This window comes from Aeromicrobium sp. YIM 150415, assembly GCF_016918125.1.
Lineage (GTDB): Bacteria > Actinomycetota > Actinomycetes > Propionibacteriales > Nocardioidaceae > Aeromicrobium > Aeromicrobium piscarium.
In genome coordinates this window covers 92,902-119,803 of sequence record NZ_JAERWM010000006.1, presented here as the reverse complement: position 1 = coordinate 119,803, position 26,902 = coordinate 92,902, and the positions used below count along the sequence as shown (strand labels likewise).

The 26,902-nt window shown below is 69.1% G+C and carries 29 protein-coding genes; 21 read left to right on the top strand and 8 right to left on the bottom strand.

Features of this window, described 5'->3' with window-relative positions:
* Nucleotides 1-32 precede the first annotated feature (32 nt).
* The 3 genes from JL108_RS04720 to JL108_RS04710 all read left to right on the top strand — a co-directional run bounded on the left by JL108_RS04720 (nt 33) and on the right by JL108_RS04710 (nt 3,171).
* Nucleotides 33-884, top strand: coding sequence for a DUF4081 domain-containing GNAT family N-acetyltransferase (locus tag JL108_RS04720; RefSeq protein ID WP_205197310.1), 852 nt, complete (start codon nt 33-35; stop codon nt 882-884).
* 11 nt (nt 885-895) lie between these two features.
* A complete protein-coding gene (locus tag JL108_RS04715; protein WP_205197309.1) occupies nt 896-1,255 on the top strand; it encodes a hypothetical protein in 360 nt (119 codons plus the stop codon).
* A gap of 182 nt (nt 1,256-1,437) precedes the next feature.
* Entirely contained in the window at nt 1,438-3,171 is a 1,734-nt protein-coding gene (locus JL108_RS04710) for a proline--tRNA ligase (RefSeq protein ID WP_205197350.1), read from the top strand.
* Nucleotides 3,172-3,278: 107 nt separating this feature from the next.
* On the opposite strand, the gene JL108_RS04705 is transcribed toward JL108_RS04710, so the two are convergent.
* Nucleotides 3,279-3,686 carry a DUF4439 domain-containing protein gene (locus JL108_RS04705; protein WP_143911534.1) on the bottom strand — a complete coding sequence of 136 codons (408 nt, stop codon included), beginning with the start codon at nt 3,684-3,686 and terminating at the stop codon, nt 3,279-3,281.
* Nucleotides 3,686-4,108 carry a hypothetical protein gene (locus JL108_RS04700; RefSeq protein WP_205197308.1) on the bottom strand — a complete coding sequence of 141 codons (423 nt, stop codon included), beginning with the start codon at nt 4,106-4,108 and terminating at the stop codon, nt 3,686-3,688. Before JL108_RS04700 ends, JL108_RS04705 begins: the two co-directional genes overlap by 1 nt.
* Before the next feature lie 168 nt (nt 4,109-4,276).
* Here JL108_RS04700 and rimP point away from each other — a divergent pair, with 168 nt between their 5' ends.
* The 12 genes from rimP to JL108_RS04640 all read left to right on the top strand — a co-directional run bounded on the left by rimP (nt 4,277) and on the right by JL108_RS04640 (nt 17,530).
* The gene (gene rimP, locus JL108_RS04695; RefSeq protein ID WP_205197307.1) at nt 4,277-4,726 is read left to right on the top strand and encodes a ribosome maturation factor RimP; all 450 of its coding nucleotides are present in this window, start codon (nt 4,277-4,279) and stop codon (nt 4,724-4,726) included.
* Entirely contained in the window at nt 4,726-5,766 is a 1,041-nt protein-coding gene (gene nusA, locus JL108_RS04690) for a transcription termination factor NusA (RefSeq protein ID WP_205197306.1), read from the top strand. The genes rimP and nusA overlap by 1 nt, the downstream gene beginning before the upstream one ends.
* Nucleotides 5,767-5,777: 11 nt before the next feature.
* On the top strand, nt 5,778-6,053 hold the full coding sequence (locus JL108_RS04685) for a YlxR family protein (RefSeq protein WP_307837197.1): 276 nt from the start codon (nt 5,778-5,780) through the stop codon (nt 6,051-6,053).
* 137 nt (nt 6,054-6,190) lie between these two features.
* Nucleotides 6,191-8,977 carry a translation initiation factor IF-2 gene (gene infB / locus JL108_RS04680; RefSeq protein ID WP_205197304.1) on the top strand — a complete coding sequence of 929 codons (2,787 nt, stop codon included), beginning with the start codon at nt 6,191-6,193 and terminating at the stop codon, nt 8,975-8,977.
* A 99-nt stretch (nt 8,978-9,076) separates the two neighbouring features.
* Complete coding sequence (gene rbfA / locus JL108_RS04675) at nt 9,077-9,505, top strand: 30S ribosome-binding factor RbfA (RefSeq protein ID WP_205197303.1); 429 nt, start codon at nt 9,077-9,079, stop codon at nt 9,503-9,505.
* Nucleotides 9,502-10,389, top strand: coding sequence for a tRNA pseudouridine(55) synthase TruB (gene truB, locus JL108_RS04670; RefSeq protein WP_205197302.1), 888 nt, complete (start codon nt 9,502-9,504; stop codon nt 10,387-10,389). The genes rbfA and truB overlap by 4 nt, the downstream gene beginning before the upstream one ends.
* Nucleotides 10,390-10,461: 72 nt before the next feature.
* Entirely contained in the window at nt 10,462-11,703 is a 1,242-nt protein-coding gene (locus JL108_RS04665; RefSeq protein WP_205197301.1) for a phosphatidylserine/phosphatidylglycerophosphate/cardiolipin synthase family protein, read from the top strand.
* Between the two features lie 51 nt (nt 11,704-11,754).
* Nucleotides 11,755-12,690 (top strand): bifunctional riboflavin kinase/FAD synthetase, encoded by a 936-nt coding sequence (locus tag JL108_RS04660; protein WP_307837191.1) that lies wholly within the window; start codon nt 11,755-11,757, stop codon nt 12,688-12,690.
* Nucleotides 12,691-12,842: 152 nt separating this feature from the next.
* The gene (gene rpsO, locus JL108_RS04655; RefSeq protein WP_143912047.1) at nt 12,843-13,097 is read left to right on the top strand and encodes a 30S ribosomal protein S15; all 255 of its coding nucleotides are present in this window, start codon (nt 12,843-12,845) and stop codon (nt 13,095-13,097) included.
* Between the two features lie 209 nt (nt 13,098-13,306).
* Nucleotides 13,307-15,520 carry a polyribonucleotide nucleotidyltransferase gene (locus tag JL108_RS04650; RefSeq protein WP_205197300.1) on the top strand — a complete coding sequence of 738 codons (2,214 nt, stop codon included), beginning with the start codon at nt 13,307-13,309 and terminating at the stop codon, nt 15,518-15,520.
* A gap of 217 nt (nt 15,521-15,737) precedes the next feature.
* A complete protein-coding gene (gene dapB, locus JL108_RS04645; RefSeq protein ID WP_205197299.1) occupies nt 15,738-16,487 on the top strand; it encodes a 4-hydroxy-tetrahydrodipicolinate reductase in 750 nt (249 codons plus the stop codon).
* Nucleotides 16,488-16,501: 14 nt separating this feature from the next.
* A complete protein-coding gene (locus tag JL108_RS04640; RefSeq protein WP_205197298.1) occupies nt 16,502-17,530 on the top strand; it encodes an NADP-dependent oxidoreductase in 1,029 nt (342 codons plus the stop codon).
* Nucleotides 17,531-17,642: 112 nt separating this feature from the next.
* Here JL108_RS04640 and JL108_RS04635 read toward each other — a convergent pair whose 3' ends face one another.
* Genes JL108_RS04635 through JL108_RS04615 form a run of 5 tightly spaced genes read right to left on the bottom strand, consistent with a single transcriptional unit; the run spans nt 17,643 to nt 20,199 of the window.
* Complete coding sequence (locus JL108_RS04635) at nt 17,643-17,951, bottom strand: AzlD domain-containing protein (protein WP_205197297.1); 309 nt, start codon at nt 17,949-17,951, stop codon at nt 17,643-17,645.
* Nucleotides 17,944-18,633, bottom strand: coding sequence for an AzlC family ABC transporter permease (locus JL108_RS04630; RefSeq protein ID WP_205197296.1), 690 nt, complete (start codon nt 18,631-18,633; stop codon nt 17,944-17,946). Before JL108_RS04630 ends, JL108_RS04635 begins: the two co-directional genes overlap by 8 nt.
* Nucleotides 18,630-19,163: a GNAT family N-acetyltransferase gene (locus tag JL108_RS04625; protein ID WP_205197295.1), complete on the bottom strand. Its 534-nt coding sequence runs from the start codon at nt 19,161-19,163 to the stop codon at nt 18,630-18,632. Before JL108_RS04625 ends, JL108_RS04630 begins: the two co-directional genes overlap by 4 nt.
* 13 nt (nt 19,164-19,176) lie before the next feature.
* Nucleotides 19,177-19,668 (bottom strand): hypothetical protein, encoded by a 492-nt coding sequence (locus tag JL108_RS04620; RefSeq protein WP_205197294.1) that lies wholly within the window; start codon nt 19,666-19,668, stop codon nt 19,177-19,179.
* A 36-nt stretch (nt 19,669-19,704) separates the two neighbouring features.
* Nucleotides 19,705-20,199, bottom strand: a complete 495-nt coding sequence (locus JL108_RS04615) for a hypothetical protein (RefSeq protein WP_205197293.1) — start codon at nt 20,197-20,199, stop codon at nt 19,705-19,707.
* Nucleotides 20,200-20,289: 90 nt separating this feature from the next.
* Between JL108_RS04615 and JL108_RS04610 the strand changes: the two genes are divergently transcribed.
* Both JL108_RS04610 and JL108_RS04605 read left to right on the top strand, forming a co-directional pair.
* Nucleotides 20,290-21,084, top strand: coding sequence for a thymidylate synthase (locus JL108_RS04610; protein WP_205197292.1), 795 nt, complete (start codon nt 20,290-20,292; stop codon nt 21,082-21,084).
* On the top strand, nt 21,081-21,581 hold the full coding sequence (locus tag JL108_RS04605; RefSeq protein WP_205197291.1) for a dihydrofolate reductase: 501 nt from the start codon (nt 21,081-21,083) through the stop codon (nt 21,579-21,581). Before JL108_RS04610 ends, JL108_RS04605 begins: the two co-directional genes overlap by 4 nt.
* Here the strand turns inward: JL108_RS04605 and JL108_RS04600 are convergent.
* Nucleotides 21,556-23,094 (bottom strand): PucR family transcriptional regulator, encoded by a 1,539-nt coding sequence (locus tag JL108_RS04600; RefSeq protein ID WP_205197290.1) that lies wholly within the window; start codon nt 23,092-23,094, stop codon nt 21,556-21,558. The genes JL108_RS04605 and JL108_RS04600 overlap by 26 nt on opposite strands.
* Before the next feature lie 122 nt (nt 23,095-23,216).
* Here JL108_RS04600 and JL108_RS04595 point away from each other — a divergent pair, with 122 nt between their 5' ends.
* The 4 genes from JL108_RS04595 (at nt 23,217) to dapA (ending at nt 26,843) form a co-directional block, all read left to right on the top strand.
* Nucleotides 23,217-23,678: a nucleoside deaminase gene (locus JL108_RS04595; RefSeq protein WP_240190650.1), complete on the top strand. Its 462-nt coding sequence runs from the start codon at nt 23,217-23,219 to the stop codon at nt 23,676-23,678.
* A 100-nt stretch (nt 23,679-23,778) separates the two neighbouring features.
* A complete protein-coding gene (codB, locus tag JL108_RS04590) occupies nt 23,779-25,068 on the top strand; it encodes a cytosine permease (RefSeq protein WP_205197289.1) in 1,290 nt (429 codons plus the stop codon).
* A gap of 28 nt (nt 25,069-25,096) precedes the next feature.
* A complete protein-coding gene (locus JL108_RS04585; RefSeq protein WP_205197288.1) occupies nt 25,097-25,888 on the top strand; it encodes a thioesterase family protein in 792 nt (263 codons plus the stop codon).
* Between the two features lie 43 nt (nt 25,889-25,931).
* Complete coding sequence (gene dapA / locus JL108_RS04580) at nt 25,932-26,843, top strand: 4-hydroxy-tetrahydrodipicolinate synthase (RefSeq protein WP_205197287.1); 912 nt, start codon at nt 25,932-25,934, stop codon at nt 26,841-26,843.
* Nucleotides 26,844-26,902: the final 59 nt, after the last annotated feature.

The following is a 26,902-nucleotide window of genomic DNA, read 5'->3' as shown; positions in this document are numbered from 1 at the left end:
GCCGTTGTCGCGACTCGGCTAGGCTCCGAGCCATGACCGAGGTGGCTGCGGGCGCATCCTACGTCCGTTCTCTGTCGCGCCACGACCTTCCCGACCTGCTCGGGCTGCTGGATCGCGACCCCTTGGCCAATGTGTTCGTGCGTCACAGGGTCGCGTCCGCCGGCATCGATCAGCGCTGGCTCGGGGCTCAGATCTGGGGGTACTTCGAGCGCGAGCGCCTCGTGTCGGCCTGTCACGTCGGTGCCAATGTCGTGCCGGTGGAGGCCACCGAGGAGGCTGTGGAGGCCTTCGCCGAGCGGCTCGTCCGGCGCGACGCGCGTTCTCGCTCGCTCGTCGGGCCGGCCGAGGTCGTCGTGCCCCTCTGGAGGCGCCTGCGGCCCACCTGGGGCGAGGCGCGTTCCGAGCGGCTCGACCAGCCCTTCCTCGTGCTCGACGGCGACAGCCCGCTGGAGGCGGACCATCGCGTGCGGCCGGTCGCGGTCGACGAGCTCGATGTCCTCTTTCCCGCCAGCGTCGCGATGTTCACCGAGGAGGTCGGCGTGGACCCGACCATCGGCGATCGCGGAGGCTACCGTGCGCGGGTGGCGCAGCTCATCGCGGAGGGATGCGCCTACGCGATCATCGAAGGCGACCAGGTCGTGTTCAAGACCGAGGTCGGCGCCCACACCCACGCCGCCTGCCAGTTGCAGGGGGTGTGGGTCTCGCCTCGCCGACGAGGCGAGGGGGTCTCCGAGCGTGCCCTCGCCGGGGTGGTCTACCGCGCGCGACGCAGCTTCGCCCCGGCTGTCACGCTGTACGTCAACGACTACAACACTCCCGCCCGGCGCCTCTACGAACGCGTCGGATTCCGCCAGGTGTCGACCTTCGCCACCGTCCTGATGTGAGAGGAACGAGCATGCGCAAGGACACGATGGGTCTCGTCGCCCTGCTGGCGGGCGCCGGTGTCGTGCACTTCGTGAAGCCGGAACCGTTCGCGCGGATCGTGCCCGAGGTGTTGCCCGCGAAGACCGAGCTGGTCTACGCATCGGGAGCCGCGGAGCTGGTGTGCGCGGGTCTGCTGGCCCTGCCGCGGACGCGCCGGTTCGGCGGCCTGGCGGCGGCCGGCCTGCTGGCGGCGGTCTTCCCGGCCAACGTGCAGATGGCCGTCGATGTCGTCCGCAGCCCACGGGCCTCCACCGCGTTCAAGATCGGGACGGTCGCGCGACTCCCACTGCAGTGGCCGCTCATCCGCGCCGCGCTTCGCGCCCGTTCCTGACCTCCTCGAGCGGTGACCTACGCACGCCTCCCGTCATCGAGCGGTGACCTACGCACCCCTCCGAGGAGGTGAGAGGTGCCGGACGCACCGCTGCACGTGGCGAGAGGTGCGTAGGTCACCGCTCCGGGGCGCGATGCGGTCGGGGGAGCGGGCGGCGCGGTCGCTACCCTCGTGCCATGCGCATGTCACGGCTCTTCGTCCGCACGCTCCGCGACGACCCCGCCGACGCCGAGGTCCCGAGCCACAAGCTCCTCGTCCGTGCCGGCTACGTGCGTCGCGTCGCGCCGGGCATCTACTCCTGGCTGCCGCTCGGCCTGCGCGTGCTCGCGAAGGTCGAGGCGATCGTGCGCGAGGAGATGGAGGCGATCGGCGCGCAGGAGGTGCGCTTCCCGGCGCTCCTGCCGCGCGAACCCTATGAGGCGTCGAATCGGTGGACCGAATACGGACCCAATCTGTTCCGGCTGCAGGATCGACGTGGGACCGACCTGCTCCTCGGCCCGACACATGAGGAGATGTTCACCCTGCTGGTCAAGGACCTGTACTCCTCGTACAAGGACCTGCCGCTGAGCCTCTATCAGATCCAGACCAAGTATCGCGACGAAGCCCGTCCCCGCGCGGGCATCCTGCGTGGACGCGAGTTCATCATGAAGGACTCGTACTCCTTCGATATCGACGATGCCGGTCTGGAGCGGTCGTACCAGGCGCACCGGGCCGCTTACGTCCGTATCTTCGACCGGCTCGGCTTCGAGTACGCGGTCGTGCACGCCGACTCCGGCGCGATGGGCGGGTCGGCGAGTGAGGAGTTCCTGGTGGTCGCCGACACGGGGGAGGACACCTTCGTGCGATCTCCGGGCGGGTACGCCGCGAATGTCGAGGCGGTGACGACCGTGGTCCCTGCCCCGCAGCCCTACGACGACGCGCCGGCCGCCCACGCGGAGGTCACCCCTGACACCCCGACCATCGAGACCCTCGTCGATCATCTGAACGAGCGGTTCCCTCGTGACGACCGTGCCTGGACGGCGGCCGACACGCTCAAGAACGTGCTGGTCATGCTGCGATATCCCGACGGCGCCTCCGAGCCGCTCGCGATCGGCATCCCCGGCGATCGCGAGGTCGACATGAAGCGACTGGAAAGCCAGGTCGCTCCGGCCGATATCGAGCCCTTCGGCGATGCCGACTTCGAGCGCTACCCCGATCTGGTGAAGGGCTACATCGGGCCGGGCGTCCTCGGTGCCGAGGGAGCCACGGGTATCCGCTACCTCGTCGACCCCCGGGTCGTCGAGGGGACCCGCTGGGTCACCGGCGCGAACACGCCCGGCTCGCATGTGATCGATCTGGTCGCCGGTCGCGACTTCACCGCGGACGGCACGATCGAGGCCGCCGAGGTCAAGGCGGGGGATCCGGCTCCGGACGGCAGCGGACCCCTGGAGCTGGCCCGCGGCATCGAGATGGGCCACGTCTTCCAGCTCGGCCGCAAGTATGCCGAGGCGCTGGGCCTGAAGGTCCTCGACGAGAACGGCAAGCTGGTCACGGTGGCGATGGGGTCGTACGGTTTCGGTGTCTCGCGCGCTGTGGCGGCCGTGATCGAGAACTCCTATGACGACAAGGGGATCGTCTGGCCCGCGGCCATCGCGCCCTTCGACGTCCACCTGGTCGTCGCCGGCAAGGATCCCGCGCAGTTCGAGGCGGCAGATGACCTGGTGGCGCAGCTGGAGGCCGCCGGGCTCGAGGTGCTCTACGACGATCGCCCCAAGGTGTCGCCGGGGGTGAAGTTCAAGGATGCCGAGCTGATCGGCGTCCCGACCATCGTCGTCGTGGGCAAGGGTCTGGCCGACGGTGTCGTCGAGGTCAAGGACCGCGCCACCGGCGACCGTCGCGACGTACCCCTGGCCGACCTCGTCGCCACCTTGGCCTGACCCTCCCTCCCTGAGACCTCCGGTCCCAGATCTGGCCAGTTGTGGCCCGTTTCGAGCACCTGGAACGGGCCACAACTGGCCAGATCTGGGACGGGGCGCAGGACGGTTCAGTCGAGGCCGGGGAAGGGTTCGGGGGACGCGCCCCACGAGACGGCTCGCACAGCGGTGGTGCGCAGCTCGCGCACCACTCGCTCGCGCTCCTCGCCGTCGACCTCGCCGGTCAGAGCGGCGATTGAGGCGCACAGCCGCTGTTCGAGCCGCGCGGCGACGTCCTGCGCGTCCTCGGGCGAGCCGAGCTCGCCGACCTCGTAGCTGACGAGGGGGCCGGGAGGTTCGATATCGGCATCGGCCAGCACCGACACGAGGGCATCGCGAAGATCGCTGTGCGCCTCGTACGCCGCGGTGGCGGCCGCGCGCAGCGCATCGAAGCGCGCGGCGATCACGGGATAGAGCCAGACCGCTTCCATCTCGAGCTCCAGCCAGACCCGCCAGCGCAAGGCCTCCGCCTCGTTCATCAGGCGCCCTCCCAGGTCGCTGAGAGCTGGTCGAGACCGGCAGCCATCGAGGCCAGCACCCGCACGACATCGGGTGACGTCGCGGCGAGTGCGTCGGCGGCACGATGATCCGCCGCCTCGCCGAGCGCGGTCGAGAGGGCCCCCGCCTCGGTCGCGCCAGTGGGCGTTCCTCCGAGCTGGACGATGTGTTGTTCGAGCACCTCGGCGACGTCCTCGGCACCGGAGGTTCCCCGCGCGATCGAGAGCACCCGCTGCTGATCGACGAGGACGGCGCGGACCAAGCTGACGTCGGCATGGACCGGCCGCGGACGAGGCTTGACGCCGACGCCGCGCACCACGTCATCGAGGCGGCCGGTGGCCCCGAGGGCCACGACGGCACCGGCGGCGATTCCGCCTCCCAAGAGCACACGTCGGCTGGTCACGGTCGCAGCCTAGTGGACCGTCCGGGACCGCTACGATGGTGCCACGTAGGACCGTCGTGGCCATCGAACTGAATAGGGGCGTCTCCGGCATGACCGAGCGAAGCGAGTCGATCGAGGGAAGCGGCGCCTCCGAGCCCACCGCCCCGGCCATCGCGGGGGAGGGACCGTATGAGCGAGCTTGAGAGGATCGTCGCGCCGGTGGTCGCCGATCTCGGGCTCGACCTGGAGTCGGTCGAGGTCGTCGGCCAGGGCAAGCACCGGCGCCTGGTGATCGCCGTCGACCGTGACGGGGGCGTCGGCATCGATGCGATCGCTCAGGCCACCCGGGCGGTGTCGGCGGCCCTGGACGCCACCGACGCGATGGGCCAGGCCCCGTACACACTCGAGGTGACCTCGCGTGGGGCCGACCGCCCCCTGACCGCCCCCCGGCACTGGCGACGCAACCACGACCGGCTCGTCCACGTGACGACGACCGACGGCGCCACCGTCACCGCTCGCATCGGCGACAGCGACGAGTCCGGCGTCGATCTGCTGCGCGGTGGCGTGCCCACTCGTTACGCTTACGGCGATATCGAGCGCGCCGTCATCGAGATCGAACTCAATCGGAAGGACGTCTGATGGACATCGACATGAGCGCCCTGCGACTGCTGGAGCGAGAGAAGGGGATCTCGCTCGAGGTCGTGGTCGAGGCGATCGAGACCGCGCTGCTCTCGGCGTATCACAAGACCGCCGATGCCCACCATCACGCCCGCGTCGAGCTCGACCGCACGAGCGGCCATGTCACGGTCTGGGCGAAGGAACGCCTCACCGACGCGCCCGCGGAGGGCGAGGACGACGCTCCCGTGCAGCGTTTCAGCGAGGAGTTCGACCACACGCCCGAGGACTTCGGCCGGTTCGCCGCCACCGTCGCGCGCCAGCTCATCATGCAGCGGCTCCGCGATCTCGAGGACGAGGCCACGTACGGGGAGTTCTCCGGCCGCGTCGGTGACGTGGTGTCCGGTGTGATCCAGCAGGGGCGTCGACCCGGTGACGTCATGATCGATCTCGGATCCATCGAGGCGGTCATGCCGGCCACCGAGCGCGTCCCCGAGGAGCGTTATTCCCACGGTGAGCGGATCAAGGCCTATGTGTACGAGGTGGAGCGCTCGCCTCGCGGACCGAGGGTCAAGGTATCGCGCACGCACCCCAATCTCGTCAAGCTCCTGTTCGCGCTGGAGTCCCCGGAGATCTCCGACGGCTCGGTGGAGATCGCGGCCATCGCCCGGGAGGCGGGGCACCGCACCAAGGTGGCGGTCCGGCCCACGGTCTCGGGCGTCAACGCCAAGGGAGCGTGTATCGGCCCGATGGGACAGCGGGTGCGCAATGTGATGAGCGAGCTGCACGGCGAGAAGATCGACATCGTGGACTACAGCGACGATCCCGCCGAGTTCATCGCGCAGGCGCTCTCGCCCTCGCGCGTCACCAGCGTCACGATCCTGGACGCCGCAGCGAAGGCGGCCCGGGTCGTCGTGCCGGACTTCCAGCTCTCGCTCGCGATCGGACGCGAGGGACAGAACGCCCGGCTGGCGGCCAAGTTGACCGGTTGGCGGATCGACATCCGACCCGATACCGAGCCGACGGGGCAAGCCGCTGCCACGGACGTTTCGACCAACGGCTAGACTTGTCGTCGGTGATCCGCACGTGCATCGGTTGTCGTGAGCGTGCGGACAAGTCCACTCTGGTGCGTGTCGTCGCACGGCCGGGCGCGAACGATGGTAGTTTCTCGGTCGTCCCGGACACCGATGGCATGTTGCCCGGGCGCGGTGCACACCTGCATCCGTCGTCCGAGTGCCTGGAGCTCGCGGTCCGTCGCCGCGCTTTCGGTCGGGCCCTTCGTCGTGAAGGCCACCCGCAGATCGAAGCGCTGCGATCGCTGATCGTGAACCCTGGTGACCGGAGCACCTGACCACGAGGCGTCCGACCGGACGCCTCCCGACCGAAAACGGAGCACACGCTCATGAGCACTCGATGAGTACCTCGCAATGAGCCTGTACGTCGACTAGGTCCGGCCCCCTTCAGGGCTGGACCCCCTGAAGGAGAAGAGTGGCTGTCAGAGTCCACGAGCTCGCACGCGAGTTCGGAGTCCCCAGTAAGGTCGTCCTGTCCACCCTCAAGGACATGGGCGAATACGTGAAATCCGCCTCGTCGACCGTCGAGGCGCCGGTCGTGCGTCGCCTCAACGACGAGCACGGCGACAAGCTGCGCGAGATGGGCGCCAAGAAGGGCGGGGCCAAGAAGGCCGCGCCGAAGAAGGACGCCCCCGCGAGCACCCCGGCTCCCGCCGAGCCGGCCGCGCCGAGCGCCCCGCCTCAGCAGGAGAGCGTCGCGACCGAGAGTGTCGCGAGCGAGAGCAATGCGCCTGCCGCGCCCAAGCCCGGTCCTGCCGCGCCGAAGCCCGGCCCCGCGGCGCCCAAGCCGGGTCCTGCCGCGCCGAAGCCCGGCCCCGCGGCGCCCAAGCCGCCCGAGGCTGACGCTCCCGCGTCCAATGCCCCGGCACCAGGGCCCCGTCCGGGTGGTCCCAAGCCCGGCGGCCCGCGTCCCGGCCCCCGCTCGGGAAGCGCTCGCCCCGGCAACAATCCGTTCTCGTCCAAGCAGGGCATGCAGCAGGATCGCCCGCCGCGTCCGCCGGCCGGACGTGGTCAGGGACAGGGTCAGGGCGACGGTGCCGGTGCACCGCGTCCGGGTGGCATGCCGCGTCCCAACCCCGCGATGATGCCCAAGCGCTCGGCCGTCGGCGGCCCTGACGCACGTCAGGGCGGCCGTCCCGGCGGTCGACCCGGCGGAGGTCGTCCCGGTGCCGGAAACCGTCCCGGCGGTGGCGGCGGAGGAGCTCCCCGTCCCGGCGGCGGTGGCGGCTTCTCCGGTCCTCCCGGACGTGGTCGTGGTCCCGGTGGCCGCGGTGGCACGCAGGGCGCCTTCGGGCGCGCCGGTGGTCCGCCGCGCCGTGGACGCAAGAGCAAGCGCGCCAAGCGCCAGGAATTCGACCAGATGCAGGCGCCGGCGATCGGCGGTGTGCGGGTCCGCAAGGGCAACGGCGAGACGGTCCGCGTCGCGCGCGGTGCCTCGCTGACCGACTTCGCCGAGAAGATCGGCGTCGACGCCGCGTCGCTGGTGCAGGTGCTGTTCCACCTCGGTGAGATGGTCACCGCCACCCAGTCGGTCAACGACGAGACGCTGCAGATCCTCGGTGAGGAGCTGAACTACAACGTCGAGGTCGTGTCGCCCGAGGACGAGGACCGCGAGCTGCTGGAGTCCTTCTCACTGGAGTTCGGCGAGGACGAGGGCAACGACGCCGACATGGCGCCGCGGCCCCCGGTCGTCACCGTCATGGGTCACGTCGACCACGGCAAGACCAAGCTGCTCGACGCCCTGCGTAACGCGAATGTGGTGGCCAAGGAGGCCGGCGGCATCACGCAGTCGATCGGCGCCTACCAGGTCACGACCGAGGTCGACGACACCGAGCGTCCGATCACCTTCATCGACACCCCCGGTCACGAGGCGTTCACCGCCATGCGTGCCCGTGGTGCGCAGGCGACGGACATCGCGGTGCTGGTCGTCGCGGCCGATGACGGCGTCATGCCGCAGACGGTCGAGGCGCTCAACCACGCCCAGGCGGCCGGTGTGCCGATCGTCGTGGCGGTCAACAAGGTCGACAAGCCCGATGCCGATCCGAGCAAGGCGCGCGGCCAGCTCACCGAGTACGGGCTCGTGCCCGAGGAGTACGGCGGCGACACGATGTTCGTCGACGTCTCGGCCAAGTCCGGCACGGGCCTCGAGCAGCTGCTGGAGGCCATCGTGCTGACGGCCGATGCGTCGCTGGACCTGCGGGCGAATCCCGATCAGAACGCCGAGGGTCTCGCGATCGAGGCGCACCTCGACCGTGGTCGCGGCCCCGTCGCGACCGTGATCGTGCAGCGCGGCACGCTGCGCGTGGGCGACACGATCGTCGCGGGCTCGGCCTTCGGCCGCGTCCGTGCCCTGCTCGACGAGTTCGGCGACAGCATCGAGGAGGCGCCGCCCTCGCGGCCGGCGCTGGTGCTCGGTCTGACGGCGGTTCCCGGAGCCGGGGACAACTTCATGGCCGTCGATGACGATCGCATCGCTCGTCAGATCGCCGAGAAGCGTGAGGCCCGCGAGCGCAACGCGGCGCTGGCCAAGCGCAGCGGCCGTCGTACCCTCGAGGACCTTATGCGCGAGGTCGAGAAGGGCGAGACCACCGAGCTGCTGCTCATCCTCAAGGGCGACAGCTCCGGCTCGGTCGAGGCCTTGGAGGACTCGCTCAGCCAGATCGATGTCGGTGACGAGGTCGACCTGCGGGTCATCGACCGTGGTGTCGGTGCGATCACCGAGGCCAATGTCAACCTGGCCACCGCGTCGAATGCCGTCATCGTCGGCTACAACGTCCGTGCGCAGGGCAAGGCGACCGAGATGGCCGACCGTGAGGGCGTCCAGATCAAGTACTACTCGGTCATCTACCAGGCGATCGAGGAGATCGAGGCCGCACTCAAGGGCATGCTCAAGCCGATCTACGAGGAGCACCAGCTCGGTCAGGCGGAGATCCGCGAGATCTTCCGCTCGTCCAAGATCGGCAATATCGCCGGCTGCATGGTGGTCGACGGCACGATCCGGCGCAATGCCAAGGCGCGGTTGCTGCGCGACGGCAATGTCGTCGCCGACAACCTCGACCTGTCGAGCCTGCGGCGCGAGAAGGACGATGTCAGCGAGGTCCGCGAGGGCTTCGAGTGCGGCTTGGTGTTGCGGAACTACGGCGATATCAAGATCGGCGACATCGTCGAGAGCTTCGAGCTCCGCGAGAAGCCCCGCGACTGAGGTTCGCAACTCGCTGAGTGTGACGTTTGGACGGTGAATCCTCCGATTCCGCCGTCCAAACGTCACACTCACGGGGAGAGTGAGAGAAGAGAGACCACCATGCCCAGTCCACGCAATGCGAAGATCGCCGACCGGATCAAGACGATCGTCGCCGGGCTGCTCGAGCGACGGATCAAGGATCCGCGCATCGGGTTCGTCACCATCACCGATGTCCGGCTGACCGGCGACGGCCAGCACGCCTCGGTGTTCTACACCGTCATGGGCGACGAGGCCGAGCGCGACGGGACCGCCGCGGCGCTCACGAGCGCGACGGGGCTGATCCGCTCGGAGGTCGGCAAGCAGCTCGGGCTGCGCCACACGCCGACGATCGAGTTCTTCCTCGACGCCGTGCCGGAGCAGGCGCGCGAGATCGAGGAGCTCCTGGCGCGAGCCAAGGAGTCCGATGCCGAGGTCGCCGCACGGGCGGCCGGGGCCCAGTACGCGGGCGACGCCGACCCGTACAAGACCCACGACGACGAGGACGAGTGACGCAGTCCAGCGCACCCGGGGGCTTGGCGATCGTCGACAAGCCCGCGGGCTGGACATCGCACGATGTGGTCGGCCGGATGCGGCGGCTCGCCCAGACCCGCAAGGTCGGACACGCCGGGACCCTCGACCCCATGGCCACCGGCGTGCTCGTGCTCGGCATCGGCCGTGCCACACGTCTGCTCGGGCATCTGCAGCTCGCGGACAAGGAGTACCTGGCGACCATCCGGCTGGGGGAGTCGACCGTCACCGATGACGCCGAGGGGGAGGTCGTCACCACCGCGGACGCCTCGGGGCTCGTCCGCGACGAGATCGAGGCGGCGATGCGACCGCTCACCGGCGAGATCGAGCAGGTGCCCTCGAAGGTCTCCGCCATCAAGATCGACGGACGACGTTCCTACGCACGTGTGCGGGCCGGCGAGGACGTCGAGATCCCCGCGCGTCCGGTGACCGTCTCGACCTTCGAGGTCACGGGTGTCCGGCCGGCGGAGCGCACGATCGATGTCGACGTGCGCGTGGCGTGCTCGAGCGGCACCTACGTCCGGGCCTTGGCCCGCGATCTCGGCGACGCGCTCGGCGTCGGCGGGCATCTGACGATGCTGCGCCGCACGCGCGTCGGCGGGTTCGGGATCGACCGGGCGCGCACGCTGGATCAGCTGGCGGAGCGGTGGGAGATCGTCGGGCTGGACGATGCTGCGCGAGCCGCCTTCGAGATCCTGGTCCTCGACGAGGACCAGAGCCGTCTCGCCCGGCACGGCCGGGCGCTGGAGGACATCCGCCTGCCGTCCGTCGGTGTGCCGACGGCGCTGTTCGGGGCCGACGGCCGCTTCCTGGCGCTGTACGAGCAGCGCGGTGCGGCTGCGCGCGCCGTGGCCGTGTTCGTCTGAGTCGCGGGCCCCGGCAGCGTCACTCTCAGGCCGACCGGGCCGGTTCGTCTGAGCACAGATAGGCTGACCGACATGACCTGGTCGACGCTTTCCCCTCGTCAGGTACTGCGCCGTTTCCTGTTCGGCTTCCTCGTGGTCCAGGTCGCCGCGGTGGCGTCGCTCATGACGGCGACCAAGGTGCGCAAGCTCCTCCGTGGCAAGGGCACCCAGCCGTTGCCCCGGGTCGAGCCGAGGACCTTCGGCGTGGGGGAGTCCAATGAGGCGAATGTCTATGTGAGCGGTGCCCCGCTGTACGAGGACATGCTCGCCGCGATCGAGCAGGCCCGCCGGCGCGTGTTGTTCGAGTCCTACATCGTCAAGGACGATGCGATGGGACGCCGCTTCAAGCAAGCGCTCAACGACGCGGCGGACCGCGGCGTCGAGGTCTACGTGATCTACGACGGCTTCGCGAACCTCGTCGTCAAGCCGAGCTTCTTCCGCTTCGGTCCCTCGGTCCGCGTCATGCGGTATCCCGTGCTGGCATCGGGCCTGCGGTTCTGGAACCCCCGCAACTACGGACGTGACCACCGCAAGATCCTCGTGGTCGACGATGCCATCGGCTTCGTCGGCGGCTACAACGTCGGTCAGCTCTACGAGGACGAGTGGCGCGACACGCATCTGGCGCTCAGCGGCACCGCCGTCTGGGATCTGGAGAACGCCTTCGTCGACTTCTGGAACATCCACCGTCCGAAGGAGCGCATCGAGCAGGTCAGCCGGCCGACGTGGGATCCGGAGATCCGTGCCCATCGCAACGTCCCGCGCCAGTTGATCTTCCCGATCCGCGGCATGTATCTGGAGGCCATCGATCGGGCGCAGAAGACCATCGAGCTGACGACGGCCTATTTCATCCCCGACACCGACATCCTCGATGGGCTCATCGACGCCTCGCGGCGGGGCGTGCAGGTGCGCATCCTGCTGCCCAAGGTGTCGAACCATGTCATCGCCGACTTCCTGGCCCGTGGATACTTCAACCGGCTGCTGGACGCCGGCGTCGAGATCTGGCGCTATTCCGATCACATGGTGCACGCGAAGACCGCCACGATCGACGGCGAGTGGAGCACGATCGGCACGGCGAATATCGACCGGCTGAGCCTCACGGGCAATTACGAGATCAACATCGAGATCATCGACGGGGGCTTCGCCCGCGGTATGCGTTCGGTGTTCGCCGAGGATGCCGCCAAGGCCGAGCGTCTCACGGCGGAGGCATGGCACCGTCGCGCGACGGTGGGCCGTCTCTACGAGTGGGTGCTCAAGCCGCTCAAACCTCTGCTCTGACCTGTACAACCCGGGCCGGGGAGTGCCGGGGTGCGTGACTACAGTGGCCTGGTGGCGATCTGGAAAGCGACCGATGGGGCCTCGACCGACCCGATCGGCGGACCGAGCGTGGTGACGATCGGTGTTTTCGACGGCGTTCATCGAGGCCACCAAGAGGTCGTATCGGCCGTGCACGCGCGAGCCGCGGCGAGCGGTGCCACCTCGGTCGCCATCACCTTCGATCCCCATCCGGTCGCAGTGCTCGCACCGGACAAGGCACCCGCCCGGCTGACGACGCTGGAGCGACGCGTCCGATTGCTGCGCGACCACGGCGCCGAGGAGGTCCGGGTACTGGCATTCTCGGCCGAGATGTCCGCCTGGAGCCCCCAGGAGTTCATCGACCGCGTCATCGTCGACCAGACGCACTGCCAGGAGCTGATCGTGGGGGAGAACTTCCGCTTCGGGCGGCGCGCCGCGGGCACGGTCGACACCCTGCGGGAAGCAGGGCGACACGCCGGGTTCAGCGTCGACGGCTGGTCTCTCGCCGGTGACGGCCAGGTGTTCTCGTCCACGCGTGCACGTCAGGCGATCGCGGAGGGCGATCTGTCGACGGCGACCTCGATCCTCGGCCGTCCGCACGAAGTCAGCGGCATCGTGAGCAGGGGCGACCAGCGGGGGCGCGAGCTGGGTTTCCCGACCGCGAACGTACCGGTCGACGAGTCGTACGCGGTTCCGCCCGATGGTGTCTACGCCGGCCGGCTCGTGCGCGCCGGGGGAGAGCGGCTGCCCGCGGCGATCTCCATCGGCACCAACCCGACCTTCGAGGGGGTCGCCGGCCGGCGCGTGGAGTCCTACGTGCTCGATCGGAACGACCTGGATCTCTACGGCGAGGCCGTGCGCGTCGAGCTCGTGGAGCGTCTGCGACCGATGGTGGCCTTCGACTCCGTCGACGCCCTCGTGCTCCAGATGGAGGCCGATGTCACGGCGACCCGCCGCGTCCTCGATTAACGTCCCGTCGGCACGCGCTGGTATCCTGGCTGATGCCGTCAGAACGGCCACGGATTCCAGTGCCCCGGTGAACAGGCCCGGGCGCGCCGTGCAACGAGTGAACCCAGAGGAGAACAGTGTCGAAGAAGACTGCTGCGCCCACCGTCGCAGACCTGCCCAAGGACGAGATCATCAAGCAGTACGCGCTGAGCGAGGGCGACACCGGCTCTCCTGAGGTTCAGGTCGCGCTGCTCAGCAAGCGCATCGCGCAGCTCACCGAGCATCTCAAGGAGCACAAGCACGATCACCACAGCCGTCGTGGTCTGCTGCTGCTCGTCGGTCAGCGTCGTCGTCTGCTCAACTACCTGCAGAACAACGACATCGAGCGCTACCGCTCGCTGATCGATCGTCTCGGCCTGCGCCGCTGACCCGCTGATGCGGCCGTCCCGACTCCGGGGCGGCCGCTTTCGCACAATTGAACACCACCGACGAGGTCGGCCCGTCACGCTCGGTCCTCGGTAGTGGCCCGCGGAGCCTGAGGGTTCCGAGGGCCTCGATCGAAGACCGGCGATCGGCCACATGGCCCTGTCAGGCCGCCTCGTCCTGACAGCAGGCTTCGCCTGCGGAGAGGACTCTCATGTCCGATCAGACTGTCCATTCAGTCGAGACCGTCATCGACAACGGCTCCTTCGGTACCCGCAACGTGCGGTTCGAGACGGGCCTGCTGGCTCGTCAGGCCGCCGGTTCGGTCGCCGCCTATCTCGACGACGACACCATGCTGCTGAGCGCCACCACGGCGGGCAAGCAGCCCAAGGACCACTTCGACTTCTTCCCGCTCACGGTCGACGTCGAGGAGCGCATGTACGCCGCGGGACGCATCCCCGGTTCGTTCTTCCGTCGCGAGGGCCGTCCCAGCGAGGACGCCATCCTCACCTGTCGGCTCATCGACCGTCCGCTGCGCCCGACCTTCAAGAAGGGCCTGCGCAACGAGGTCCAGGTCGTCATCACGGTGATGGCCCTCAACCCGGACACGCCCTATGACGTGCTGGCGATCAACGCGGCCTCGGCGTCGACGCAGATCTCCGGTCTGCCGTTCAACGGCCCCGTCGGCGCCACGCGCGTCGCGCTGATCGACGGCCAGTGGGTGGCCTTCCCGACGCACAGCCAGCTCGAGAACGCGGTCTTCGACATGGTCATCGCCGGCCGTGTCGCTGGCGACGATGTCGCGATCATGATGGTCGAGGCGGAGTCCACCGAGGCCACCTGGGAGCTCGTGCAGGGCGGAGTCCAGGCGCCGACCGAGGAGATCGTCGCGGGCGGCATCGAGGCGGCCAAGCCGTTCATCCGCCAGCTGTGCGAGGCCCAGGCCGAGCTCGCGAATGCCGCGGCCAAGGAGGTCCGGGAGTTCCCGGTCTTCCTCGACCACGAGGACGACGCCTACGAGGCGGTCGCCGAGATCGCCAGCGATGACCTGCGTGAGGCGCTGACGATCGTCAGCAAGGCCGACCGCGAGGAGCGCGAGTCCGAGATCAAGGCCAAGGTCGTCGAGCAGCTCGCCGGCCGTTTCGAGGGCCGTGAGAAGGAGCTGGGCGCCTCGCTGCGTACGCTCACCAAGTCGCTCGTGCGTGAACGTGTGCTGCGCGACAAGGTCCGTATCGACGGCCGCGGACTGGCCGATATCCGTGAGCTGAGCGCCGAGGTCGGCGTCATCCCGCGGGTGCACGGCTCTGCCCTGTTCCAGCGTGGTGAGACGCAGATCCTCGGTGTCACCACGCTCAACATGCTCGACCTCGAGCAGAAGCTCGACACGCTCTCGCCCGAGACGACGCGGCGTTACATGCACAACTACAACTTCCCGCCGTTCTCGACCGGTGAGACCGGACGGGTGGGTTCGCCCAAGCGTCGCGAGATCGGTCACGGCGCGCTTGCCGGACGTGCTCTGATGCCGGTGCTGCCGACGCGCGAGGAGTTCCCCTACGCGATCCGTCAGGTCTCCGAGGCCCTCAGCTCCAATGGCTCGACCTCGATGGGCTCGGTGTGCGCGTCGACCCTCGGCCTGCTGAACGCGGGTGTGCCGCTGCGCGCCCCGGTCGCGGGCATCGCGATGGGCCTCATCTCCGGTGAGGTCGACGGGCAGACGCAGTACGTCACGCTCACCGACATCCTGGGTGCTGAGGATGCCTTCGGCGACATGGACTTCAAGGTCGCCGGTACGCGCGAGTTCGTCACCGCCCTGCAGCTGGACACCAAGCTCGACGGCATCCCCGCCGATGTCCTCGCCGGTGCCCTGACGCAGGCCCGCGAGGCCCGCTTCACCATCCTCGATGTGATGGCCGAGGCGATCAGCGAGCCGGACGAGATGAGCCCGTACGCGCCGCGCATCATCACGATCAAGGTGCCGGTCGACAAGATCGGCGAGGTCATCGGCCCCAAGGGCAAGATGATCAACCAGATCCAGGACGACACGGGCGCCAAGATCTCGATCGACGACGACGGCACCGTGTTCATCGGCGCCGAGGGCGGCGACGCGGCGGAGGCGGCCAAGAGCGCCATCAACGCGATCGCCAACCCGACGATGCCCGAGGTCGGCGAGCGCTACCTCGGCACGGTCGTCAAGACGGTCGACTTCGGGGCGTTCATCTCGCTGCTGCCGGGCAAGGACGGGCTGCTGCACATCAGCAAGCTGCGCGACCTCAACGACGGCCAGCGGGTCAACAACGTCGAGGACGTCGTCTCGGTCGGCCAGAAGATCCAGGTCGAGATCGCCGAGGTCGGCGATCGCGGCAAGCTCTCGCTGATCCCGGTCGTCGAGAAGACCGAGGCAGCCGAGGAGGCTTCGGCCGAGGCCTGATCCGGCTCCACGACGGCGCCCCGAGCATTCGCTGCTCGGGGCGCCGTGGTGTCCGGCGGTTGCTGTGTCTGTCGGGCGGTACGCCATCAACCTTTCCGGGACCGTGAAGGTACCTCGTCAACCTTTTGCGGGGCTGATGAGGTTGATGGCCTACCGCTCGACGATGGTGCGCGCACCCGCCGGACCTTCTCGACTCACTCGCTCCTACGATCGAGGCATGACACGAGTGGCTGTGCTGGGCGCCCGCGGACGCATGGGATCGACATCGGTGGAGGCGATCGAGGCCGCCGACGACCTGGACCTCGTCGCCGCGGTGGACAAGGACGACGCCATCGAGGCGCTCACGGAGTCGGGAGCCGAGGCCGCGCTGGTGTTCACTACCCCCGATGTCGCGATGGACCAGGTGCGATGGTGCGTCGAACGCGGCATCCACGTGGTGATCGGCACGTCCGGCTTCGGTGACGACAAGGTCGCGCAGCTGCGTGAGCTCGCCGCACGGCACGAGGGCGTCGGCATCCTCGTGGTGCCCAATTTCTCGATCGGCGCCGTGCTGATGATGCGGTTCGCAGCCGTCGCGGCACCCTTCTTCGAGTCCGTCGAGGTCATCGAGATGCATCATCCGGACAAGGTCGACGCACCGTCGGGCACGGCGGTGCGCACCGCGGAGATGATCGGCACGGCCCGACGCGAGGCCGGCTCCGCGCCCCTCCCGGACGCCACCACCACCGATCCCGATGGCGCGCGCGGCGCGACAGTGGCGGGCGTCCCGGTGCACGCCGTCCGGGCGCGCGGGTTCACCGCCTCGCAGGAGGTGCTCTTCGGCGACCCGGGGGAGATCTTCAGCATTCGGCACGACTCGTCCACCCGTGAGAGCTTCATGCCCGGGGTGGTGGCGGCGCTTCGATCGGTCGCCGAGCGTCCCGGTGTCACCGTCGGCCTGGACTCCGTCCTCGGCCTCACCGACTGATTCAGGAGCATTCCATGCAGACTCGACAGATCCGTCTCGCCCGCCGGCCGGCGGGAGAACCCGTCGACGACGACTACGAGTTCACCACCCGGGAGCTTCCGGAGCTGCAGGAGGGCCAGGTCCTGCTGCGCACGATCTATCTCTCGCTCGATCCCTACATGCGGGGACGGATGAGTGATGCGAAGTCGTACGCGCAGCCCCTGGACCTCGGCGATGTGATGCTCGGGCAGACGGTGTGCGAGGTCGTGGAATCGGCCTCCGACCGTCGTGCTGTCGGCGATATCGTGCTCGCCTTCACCGGGTGGCAGACGCATGCGGTGGTGCAGGGCAAGCACACGCGCAAGCTCGACCCCTCCGCAGCGCCGATCACCACGGCGCTCGGCGTGCTGGGCATGCCGGGCTTCACGGCGTACGGGGGTTTGCTGGCGATCGGACGTCCGGAGGCCGAGGAGACCGTGGTCGTCGCGGCGGCGACCGGGCCGGTGGGCTCTGCTGTCGGCCAGATCGCCCGGGTCAAGGGCGCACGGGCGGTCGGCATCGCCGGGGGCGAGCGCAAGTGCCGGGCGCTGATCGATGACTTCGGCTTCGATGCCGCGGTGGATCACCGGGCTCCCGACTTCGTCGACCAGCTTGCCGAGGCGACACCGGACGGTATCGACGTGTACTTCGAGAATGTCGGCGGGCGGGTGACCAATGCGGTGATCGATCGCTTCAACCCCTTCGCGCGCATGCCGGTATGTGGCGTGATCTCGGGCTACAACGCCGTCGACGGACTCGCGAACGTCGATCGGCTGGCCCCGGACTTCCTTCACCGCATCCTGGTCGACCGGCTCACCATCCGCGGCTTCATCCAGGACGAGTTCATCGAGAGCCACCACGCGGACTTCGTGCGCGACATGACCGAGTGGGTGGCCGACGGCCGGGTGCGTTACCGCGAGGACATCGTCGAGGGTCTCGATCAGGCGCCCGAGGCATTCCGCGGTCTGCTCGCCGGACGCAACTTCGGCAAGCTCCTCGTCCGCGTCGGCGACGACCCCACCTGACCCGCCGGGCCCAGATGTGGCCGGTTGTGGCCCGTTACTCACGAGTAGAACGGGCCACAAGTGGACAAAAGTCGGGCCCGGAGGGCCGTGGCGTCCAGATGGTGGGACGGGATCAGGTCAGGAGGCGGAGGAGGGCGGCGCTCGCGGCTGCCGCGCCGACCACCACGAGGAAGGGCATCCGCCACCACAGCAGCAGCGCGGCCACCCCCAGCGCCAGCACTCGGGCGTCGATCGTCAGCGCACTGCCGTCGCCGAGTACCTGGACCGCGACCAGAGCACCGAGAAGCGCGACCGGGATGAGGACCCCGGCGCGCACCGTCAGCGGATGATCTAGAACCCGGTCGGGGACGGACAACCCGGCGAGCTTGAGCGCGTAACAGCCCGCCGCGGTGAGCAGGAGCCCGATCCACAGTTCAGTCATCGCGCTCGCCGAACCGGTTCTGCACGATCAAGCCCGCCACCAGCGCGATACCACCGCCGACGATGATCGGAACGCCGGCGGGGGAGAGCGGCACCAGCCCTAGCGCGACCGCGGCGCCGAGCAGCGCGACGAAGCGGGTGATCGCCGAGTCGAGCCGCGGCCACAGCAGTGCGAGGAAGGCCGCACCCACAGCGGCGTCGAGCCCGAAGTCGCGCGGGTCGCCGATGGCCGTGCCGGCCAGCGCACCGATGAAGGTGAACAGATTCCACAGGACGAAGATCCCGCCGCCGGTCCAGTAGAAGGCGACGCGAGCCTGATGCGGTGTCGTCCGTGTAACCGCCATCGCGGTCGATTCGTCGATCACGACGTGAGCGGCGAGAGGACGTCGCCAGCCCCGCAGGTCGAGCAGGCGGGCGAGGCTCAGACCGTAGAACAGGTTCCGGCCTCCGAGCAGCACCGAGGTGACGGCACCGGCGAACGGCGACCCGCCCGAGGCGATGACGCCGACGAAGGCGAACTGCGAGGCACCGGTGAACATGAGCAGCGACATCGCGCAGGCCTGCCAGACGCTCAGGCCGGCGGCGGTGGCGAGGGCACCGAAGGAGATGCCGTAGGCACCGGTGGCAAGACCCACTCCCAGCGAGTCGGTGATGATCGCGCGGTCGGATGAGGCAGCGGTCACGCCAGCCCCGTGTGCAGCCTGACCTGTCGAAGTGTCGCGCCGGTCTCGGCCGCCAGCTCACGGTGCGCGCCGTCGGGAGCCCATCCCGCAGCCGTCGCGAACGTTCGGGTGGCATCGTCGGTGGAGCTCAGCCACCAGACCGCGCGTGTGAATCGATCGGCGCGCAAGGTGTCGGCGCAGGCCTGGAGCAACCGCGAACCATGGCCTGCCCCGCGGTGACGCGCGTCGATCACGAACTCGCCGATCTCGCCGTCGGCTACCGGGTCGGCGTCCTCGTCGTGGCAGGGGTGGACGAGCGCGAAGCCGCGGATCGTCGCCCGCTCGAGTGCCACGAGAACGCGCTGTCGTGCGTCGCGTGGAGCCGCGATGGTCTGTCGCCAGCGTTCGGCGAGGTCGTGGGGACGCAGGGCGTCCAGCTGGTCGCCCAGCACGTCCGCGAAGCTCTCCTGCCACGACTCGGCCTGGAGGGAGGCGATCGCCTCGACGTCGTCGGGCCAGGCGAGCCTGGCGCTGACATCAGCGGTCGTCATGCCCGTGACCCGCTCACGACGCCTCGCGCAGATAGGAGCGTCCGCCGTCGCGGTCCAGGCGGCGCTCCGCTCTCTCGAAGGAGGCCTCGGAGGGCCAGAGCAGCGCGAACATCGCGATGATGCTCGGCACGCCCGCGATGAGCAGTGGCCAGGCTCCGTGGTCGACGAGGAAGCTCACGACGACGCCGATCAGCACGGGCGCCTCCAAGACGGCGTACCGCACCATCACATTGGCGCGGAACGCGTTCAGGGCCCGCGTCATGGCATCGTCACGGGCCGTCCCGATCGCGATGGCCGGCAGCTGGTCGCCCAGGAAGCGCGCGAGTCCTACCGCCGCCGCGACGAGAGCCAACAGGCCTACCGTGAGCCAGACCGGCGGGAGCTCGTGGTCGCCGATGCCTCCGACGATGAGGAAGACCGCGATGACGATGAAGACCGGGGCGGTCAGCAGAGACATCAGCAGGGTGCGTAGCGCGTCGCGACCCGACGGCGTGGGCTCGGTCATGTTCCCGAGTCTGTCACACGGCGAACCGGCTCATGATCACGAGTCGAAGGCTTCGACCAGCCCCGACGGGGTGCCCTCCGCCTCCAGGGCCGTGGCCACTCGGGTCGTGTTGCGCACCGTCGGCCAGGTTTCGACGGCGATGGCCACGACGGTCGCGATGGCGACGACGATCACCGTCCAGCCGCCGTACGGCATCACGAAGGCATAGAGGATCGCGAGCAGCAGCGGGATCTCGAGTACGAACAGAGCACGTGCGAGGTGGCGCTGGTAGTGGGCGAGTGAGGCGTCCAGCGCGGCGTCGGCGTCCAGGCCGGGTGAGAGCGGCGGGATCCGGGTCCACGACCTCTCGACGTCGACGACGGCGGCGACGAGGACGGCAGCCAGTCCGCCGACCGCCCAGAGGGGAGGGAACGATGCTCCTGTGCCGCCGAGGGCGAACGCGAGGACGGCCGACAATGCCGTGGTGGTGACCAGCTGGGTGATGACGAGGCCGCGCAGTTGCCGGACCTGCTGGGTGTGGCGCTCGTCCATGGGTTCCCCTCCTCGACGGATGCGCGCCAGTATCCCACGGCACGCGGCGAGGCCGTCGGAATGTCGCCGCCGAGCGGTAGGCTGAACGCCATGCGGGCCTACCTCGATCTCGTTCAGCGCATCCTCGACGACGGCACCGAGAAGTCCGATCGCACCGGTACCGGCACCCTCAGCGTGTTCGGGCATCAGCTGCGATTCGACCTCTCCGAGGGCTTTCCCCTGGTCACCACCAAGAAGGTCCATCTGCGCTCGATCGTGGGGGAGCTGATCTGGTTCATCTCCGGTGACACCAATGTGCGCTATCTGCACGAGAACCGGATCTCGATCTGGGACGAATGGGCCGACGAGAACGGCGACCTCGGTCCCGTCTACGGGCATCAGTGGCGCTCGTGGCCGGCTCCCGACGGCCGGCACATCGACCAGCTCGCCCGGGTGATCGAGAACCTGCGTCGCGATCCGGACTCGCGGCGCCACCTGGTGAGCGCCTGGAATGTCGCCGACCTCGACGAGATGGCCCTGGCTCCGTGCCACGCCTTCTTCCAGTTCTATGTGGCCGACGGCAAGCTCTCGTGCCAGCTCTATCAGCGCTCGGGCGACGTCTTCCTCGGCGTGCCGTTCAATATCGCCTCCTACGCCCTGCTCACGCACATGGTCGCGCAGGTCACCGGGTTGGAGGTCGGCGACTTCGTGCACACCCTCGGCGACGCCCACCTGTACCTCAATCACCTTGATCAAGCGCGTGAGCAGCTCACGCGCGAGCCGCGTCCGTTGCCGCGACTCGAGCTCGACCCCTCGGTCCGCTCGATCGAGGACTTCGCCATCGAGTCCGTCAATGTGGTCGGCTACGATCCGCACCCGGCGATCAAGGCTCCCGTCGCGGTATGAGCGATGAGCACCTGCCTCGCACCACGCTGGTGGTGGCGATCGGCGCGAACGGAGTGATCGGCCGCGATGGTCAGATGCCGTGGCCGCGGACGGGCGATCAAGTCCAGTTCAAGGAGCTGACCTGGGGCCATCCTCTGGTCATGGGCCGCGCCACGTACGACTCGATCGGCCGCCCGCTGCCGGGGCGTACGTCGATCGTGCTGACCCGCGACCAGTCCTGGGATCCGGGCCACGCGGACGTCCGCGTCGTCCACGACCTGGATGCCGCGCTGCGCGTCGCCCACGAGCTCGACCACGACGCGTTCATCATCGGTGGCGCCCAGGTCTACGCCGCCGCTCGCGAGGCCGGTGTCGTCGACCGTCTCGTCGTCACGCATGTCGCCCAGGCACCTGAGGGCGATGCGTGGTTCGCCCCGATCGACGACCCGTGGCGGCCGGTCGCGCGTGAGCAATACGACGGCTACGAGATCGTCACATACGAGCGCCCCCGGGGCTGACGCCCACGGCCGGATCGATGCCGGTGCGCAGCCGCCACGCCACCAGGGCCACGTGCAGGCCGAGCACGGACTCGGCGTCCTCCAGGGAGATGCCCAGCGATCGTTCGATCCTCTCCAGTCGGGCGTAGAGGGACTGGCGGCGGATGCCGAGGCGCTGTGCCGCGAGCGTCTTGGAGCGCCCCAGCGCGAGATACGCGTCGAGTGTGCTCACCAGCGATCCCTGGCTGTGACGGTCTGAGGCGAGCAGTGGTCCGAGCTGCTCGGCCACCAGGGCGTCGATGCGATCGGCGCTCAGTCCTCCGGCCACGAGCCGCTGAACCCCGACATCGCGTGCCAGCAGCACCCGGGTGTCGCCCGCGCGGGCATCGGCGAGGCGCACGACATCGCGGGCCGTGTGGAGCGCCGCCGGAAGGTCCGTCAAGCGGTCGCACGGCATGGCCGCTCCGATGGTGACGTCGACACCGCTGGTCCCGAGCGACTGATGGCCTTCGCGGAGGAGCTCGCGCAGACGCCGTGGGGTCGTGCTGGGGCCGGTGATGAGCAGGACCACGACGAGATGGCCGAGGGTGCCCGCCACGAGCGGTCCCACGAGCGCCGGCCACGCCGCCTCGACTCGGCTGAGACAGGCGCCGGGATCGCCGTGAGGATCGACGGCGATGGCCGTGATGGGCCGTCCCGTCGTGACCAGGCCGGCGTCCTCCAGGCGGCGGGCGATCTCGTCGTGGGACAGGAGAGCCCCGGCGTTCAGATCACTGACGAGGGCTTGGGACAGGGTCGGCCGCCACCCGACCTCGCGGTGCCGGGCGAGCTCGAGGGTGAGTGCGGTGGCCGCGCGGTCGGCGAGCCGGTTCAGGCGAGCGTCAGGAGTTCCGCACAGCAACCGCACGGTCCCGAGGATCCGGTGGCGACTCCGCAACTGCGCGGTGGCACCCGCGCCGTCGTACAGACGCACGGTGCTGATGCGGCTCTGCTCCACGACATTGCCGTCGGGATCGAGCAGCTCCGCGGCGCACCCCGCGATCCGGGCCAGTTGATCGAGCACCGCCTGAGGGCCGGCACCCTCGACGACGAGGTCGAGCAGCCCCGCCCAGCCGGCGTCCTCCTCGGCGGCACCGAGCCGGGCGCGGACGGCGAGCTCGTGGAAATCCTCGACCATCCGCACGAATGGAACGATCCGAGGGAAGACCAGGAACGCCAGCCCGGCGCGACGGGCCGCGTCGATCATGGCCTCCGGCGGATCGAGGAACGAACGGCCGAGCTCGAGGGCGAGTGCTGCGCACCCCGCGCGGGCCAGCGAGGTGACGTACTCGTCCAGTTGCTCGGCATTGGCGCCGTGCAAGCCCAGACCGGTCGTCAGCAGAAGCTCGCCCCCGGCGAGCAGACCGCTCATCTCGTAGACCTCGGATGAGTGCACCCAGCGGATGTCGATGGCGTCCGGGTCGCCGGTCAGCACCCTCGTTCCGGCAGCCCGGAACGAGGGGAGTCGCAGCACCTCGGCGAGGGAAGCGTACATGGGTCCTCCTGGACGTGATGTCCAACAGGGTAGGCCTTGAACCCGACATAGTGTCCTTTGACCGTCGAGGAAGCGGCTGATGGAGTGAGCTAGATCTCATTGTCCTCTGAAGGAGCGTTCCCATGACCTTGACCGATGACGACCGTCGCTTCCTCGATCTGGCGATCGAGCAAGCCCAGATCGGCTGGGACGAAGGAGGGGTCCCGATCGGGTCGGTGCTGGTCCGCGACGGCGAGGTGCTCGCGGTGGGCCGCAACCGGCGTTTCCAGATGGACAGTGCGATCCGCCACGGCGAGACCGACTGCATCGAGAACGCCGGGCGGCTGCCCGCGCGCATCTACCGCGAGAGTGTGCTCTACACGACCCTGTCGCCGTGTTACATGTGCGCCGGGACGGCTGTCATGTACGAGATCCCTCGCATCGTGATCGGCGAGAACCGGAATTTCCAGGCCAGCGAGGACTGGTTGCGCTCCTTCGGCAAGGAGATCGTCGTCGCCGACGACCCGGCATGCCGGGCGCTGATGGAGAAGATGCTCGCCGAACGTCCGGAGCTGTGGGCCGAGGACATCGGGGAGGAAGCATGATCCCGCGTAGTACCGAGATGTGCTCCAGATTGGTCAGCGGAGCCCGATCTCGGTCGACGACTACGGAGCACATCTCGGTCCAGACAGGGGAGGTCGCGTCATGAGCCAGAGCGCCGAGCCGGTCGACGGAGGGGCCGTCGACCCGGATTACCCCGTCACCCCCGTTCCCCGGCACGCACGCAAGACCTTCTTCTCGCTGGCGGTCGTGCTCCTGGGCTTCACCGTGTTCACGCCGACGATGCTGGCGGGCGCCGAGCTGGGTATCGCCTTCAGCTTCGGCGACCTCTTGCTCATGATCGCCCTCGGCTCGGTCATCCTCGGCACCTATGTCGTGCTGCTCGGCTGGATCGGCGCGAGGACGGGCCTCACCACGGTCGTCATGGCGCGCTACAGCCTGGGCACCCGTGGATCCAAGCTCGCCTCGATCCTCCTCGGAGGCACTCAGATCGGCTGGTACGGCGTCATCATCGGGACGGTCGGCGAGCTCACTGCACAGGCGATGGGCTGGGAGTCCTTCGCGGCGAAGGCCGCGGTCATGATCGCCTCCAGCGTGCTGATGTGCCTCACTGCCTGTTACGGCTACCGGGGCATGTACTGGGTCTCGCTGGTGGCGACACCGCTGATCCTCGTCCTCGCGGTCTGGGTGGTGTTCCGATCGCTGGACGAGGTCGGCGGCTGGAACGCCTTCCTCGGCATCGAGCCGAGCACCTCGATGACGGCCGCTGTGGCGATCACGACCGTGGTCGGCACCTTCGTCTCGGCCGGCACGCAGGCACCGAACTGGACGCGTTTCGCCCGCAGCGGCTCGCAGGCGATGTGGGCCTGCCTCATCGCCTTCCTGCTCGGCAACGGACTGATGATCCTCTTCGGCGCGATCGGCGCGATCACCTTCGGCGAGGGTGACTTCGTCCTCGTCCTCTACCAGCTCGGCCTGGTCGGCTGGGGGCTGTTCCTGCTCTTCGGCAACCTGTGGAAGTCGAATGCGGATACCGCCTACGCCTTCGGCGTCGCGGGAGCCGAGCTCTTCGAGCGCCCCCGCAAGGTCCCGTTCATCATCGGCGGATCGATCATCGGCACGCTGCTCGCGCTCGGCGGCATGCACCAGCACCTCGTGCAGTACCTGGTCCTGCTGGGCATCTTCATCCCGCCGCTGGGCGGCGTCATCATCGGCGACTATCTGGCGCGCTGGCGCCGCTCGCAGATGCCTCCGGGTGCCGCGCTGCCGCGGTTCGACGTCAGGAATCTCGGTGTCTACGCCGTCGCCAGCGCTCTGGCCTGGGCCTCCGATCATTGGGAGATCGCGATCCCGCCGCTCGTGGGCATCGTCGCGGCCATCGTCCTCACTACCGCGCTGCGCGCATCGGAGCGGACGAGAAGCACCACGGCGTAGTGTCAGGGCGATCGGGCATGATGACGGCGTGGACGACGACACATATCTTGAGGACACCACGTCGCGCCCGGTCGGAGCCGGGCGTCGGGTGCTCACGCTGACCGACCGATGGAACACGCCGCTGGGGAAGCCGAACGGCGGGTACCTCCTCGCCGCCATGCTGCGCGGCGTGGCCGAGGAGGTACCCGAGGCGGGTGACCCGCTCGTCGCCGCGATCAGCTATCTGCGATCGCCGGCGGTGGGAGAGGCCGAGCTGGACACCGAGGTGCTGCGCTCGGGCCGGCGCGTGCAGACGGCGACGGCACGCCTCGACCAGGAGGGCGCCCAGGTCGCGCAGGCGGTCGTCAACTTCGGCGTGCACGGGGACGGGGCGCGGCGCGAGGACTTCGCCGAGGCGCCGATCCTGCCCGAGCCGGACTCGTGCCTGGACCCGATCGCCGAGGGGATGCCTCCCGACGGCATCTTCGGCCAGGTCGAGTACCGGCTCCCGACGGTGCCGGGGTGGGCCACCGGTGCGCCCTCGGGGGACCCGACGGTGACGCTGTGGCAACGACTGCGGGGAGGACGGGAGATCGACTTCCCGGCCCTCGCGCTGCTGTGTGACTCGTTCGCCCCGGCCGTCATGGAGATCGGCGAGAACGGATCGATGACCGTGCAGTTGACGGTGCATCTGCGACGCCTCCCGGCTCCCGGCTGGATCGCGACCCGGCTGTTCACCCGGCACGTGAGCGGTGGCTACCACGAGGAGGACTGCGAGCTGTGGGACAGCGATGGCAACCTCGTCGCGCAGTCGCGCCAACTGGCGATCCTGCTCGGGTGATCCTGCACAGACCCGGCGGCGGTCCAAGCGGTAGCCTCGGAGCATGACTTCGCCGCTCGCCTCGTCGTCCGCTCCGTTCGGCCGTGTGCTGACCGCCATGGTCACGCCCTTCTCGGCCGACGGCAAGCTCGACCTGGACGCGGCACAGAAGGTGGCCTCGCATCTGGTCGATCTCGGCAACGACGGGATCGTGGTCTCCGGCACCACAGGCGAGTCGCCGACCACGACCGTGGCCGAGGACGGCGAGCTGTTGCGTGCCGTCCTCGATGCCGTCGGTGACCGGGCGACCGTCATCGCGGGTGTCGGAACCAACGACACCCGCCATTCGGTCGAGCTCGCCGAGCAGGCGGCTCGCGCCGGTGCCCACGGGCTGCTGCTGGTGACGCCGTACTACTCCAAGCCGCCGCAGCACGGCTTCGTGCTGCACGTCGAAGCGGTGGCAGCGGCCGGTGACGGCACGCCGATCATGCTCTACGACATCCCCGGCCGGACCGGCATGACGATCGCCGAGGACACTTACCTGACCCTCGACCGCCTCGACGAGGTCGTCGCCGTCAAGGACGCCGTGGCGGACCTCGAACGCGGTGCGTGGCTGCTGTCCAACACCGGTCTCGCCCTCTACTCCGGCGACGACTCGTTGAACCTCGCCTGGCTCAGCATCGGCGCGGCGGGGGTGGTGAGCGTCGTCGGTCACGCGGCGGCCGGCCGCTATCGCCGGATGGTCGAGGCCGTCGATGCCGGTGATCTCGCCGAGGCGCGTCGCCTCAACCTTGAGCTCGTGCCATTGGTACGGGCGATGATGACCCACACGCAGGGCGCCATGACGGCCAAGATCGCGCTGCACCTGCGCGGTGTCCTCGACTCTCTCGCGGTGCGGCCCCCGTTGCCGCCGATCGAGGAGTCGGAGATCGCGATGGTGCGCGAAGGTCTGGCCGCCGTGGGCCTGCTCGACTGATACGTGAGGAACCGTATGACGGACATGGAGACGAGCCGCGCACTGTACGTGCCCCGAGG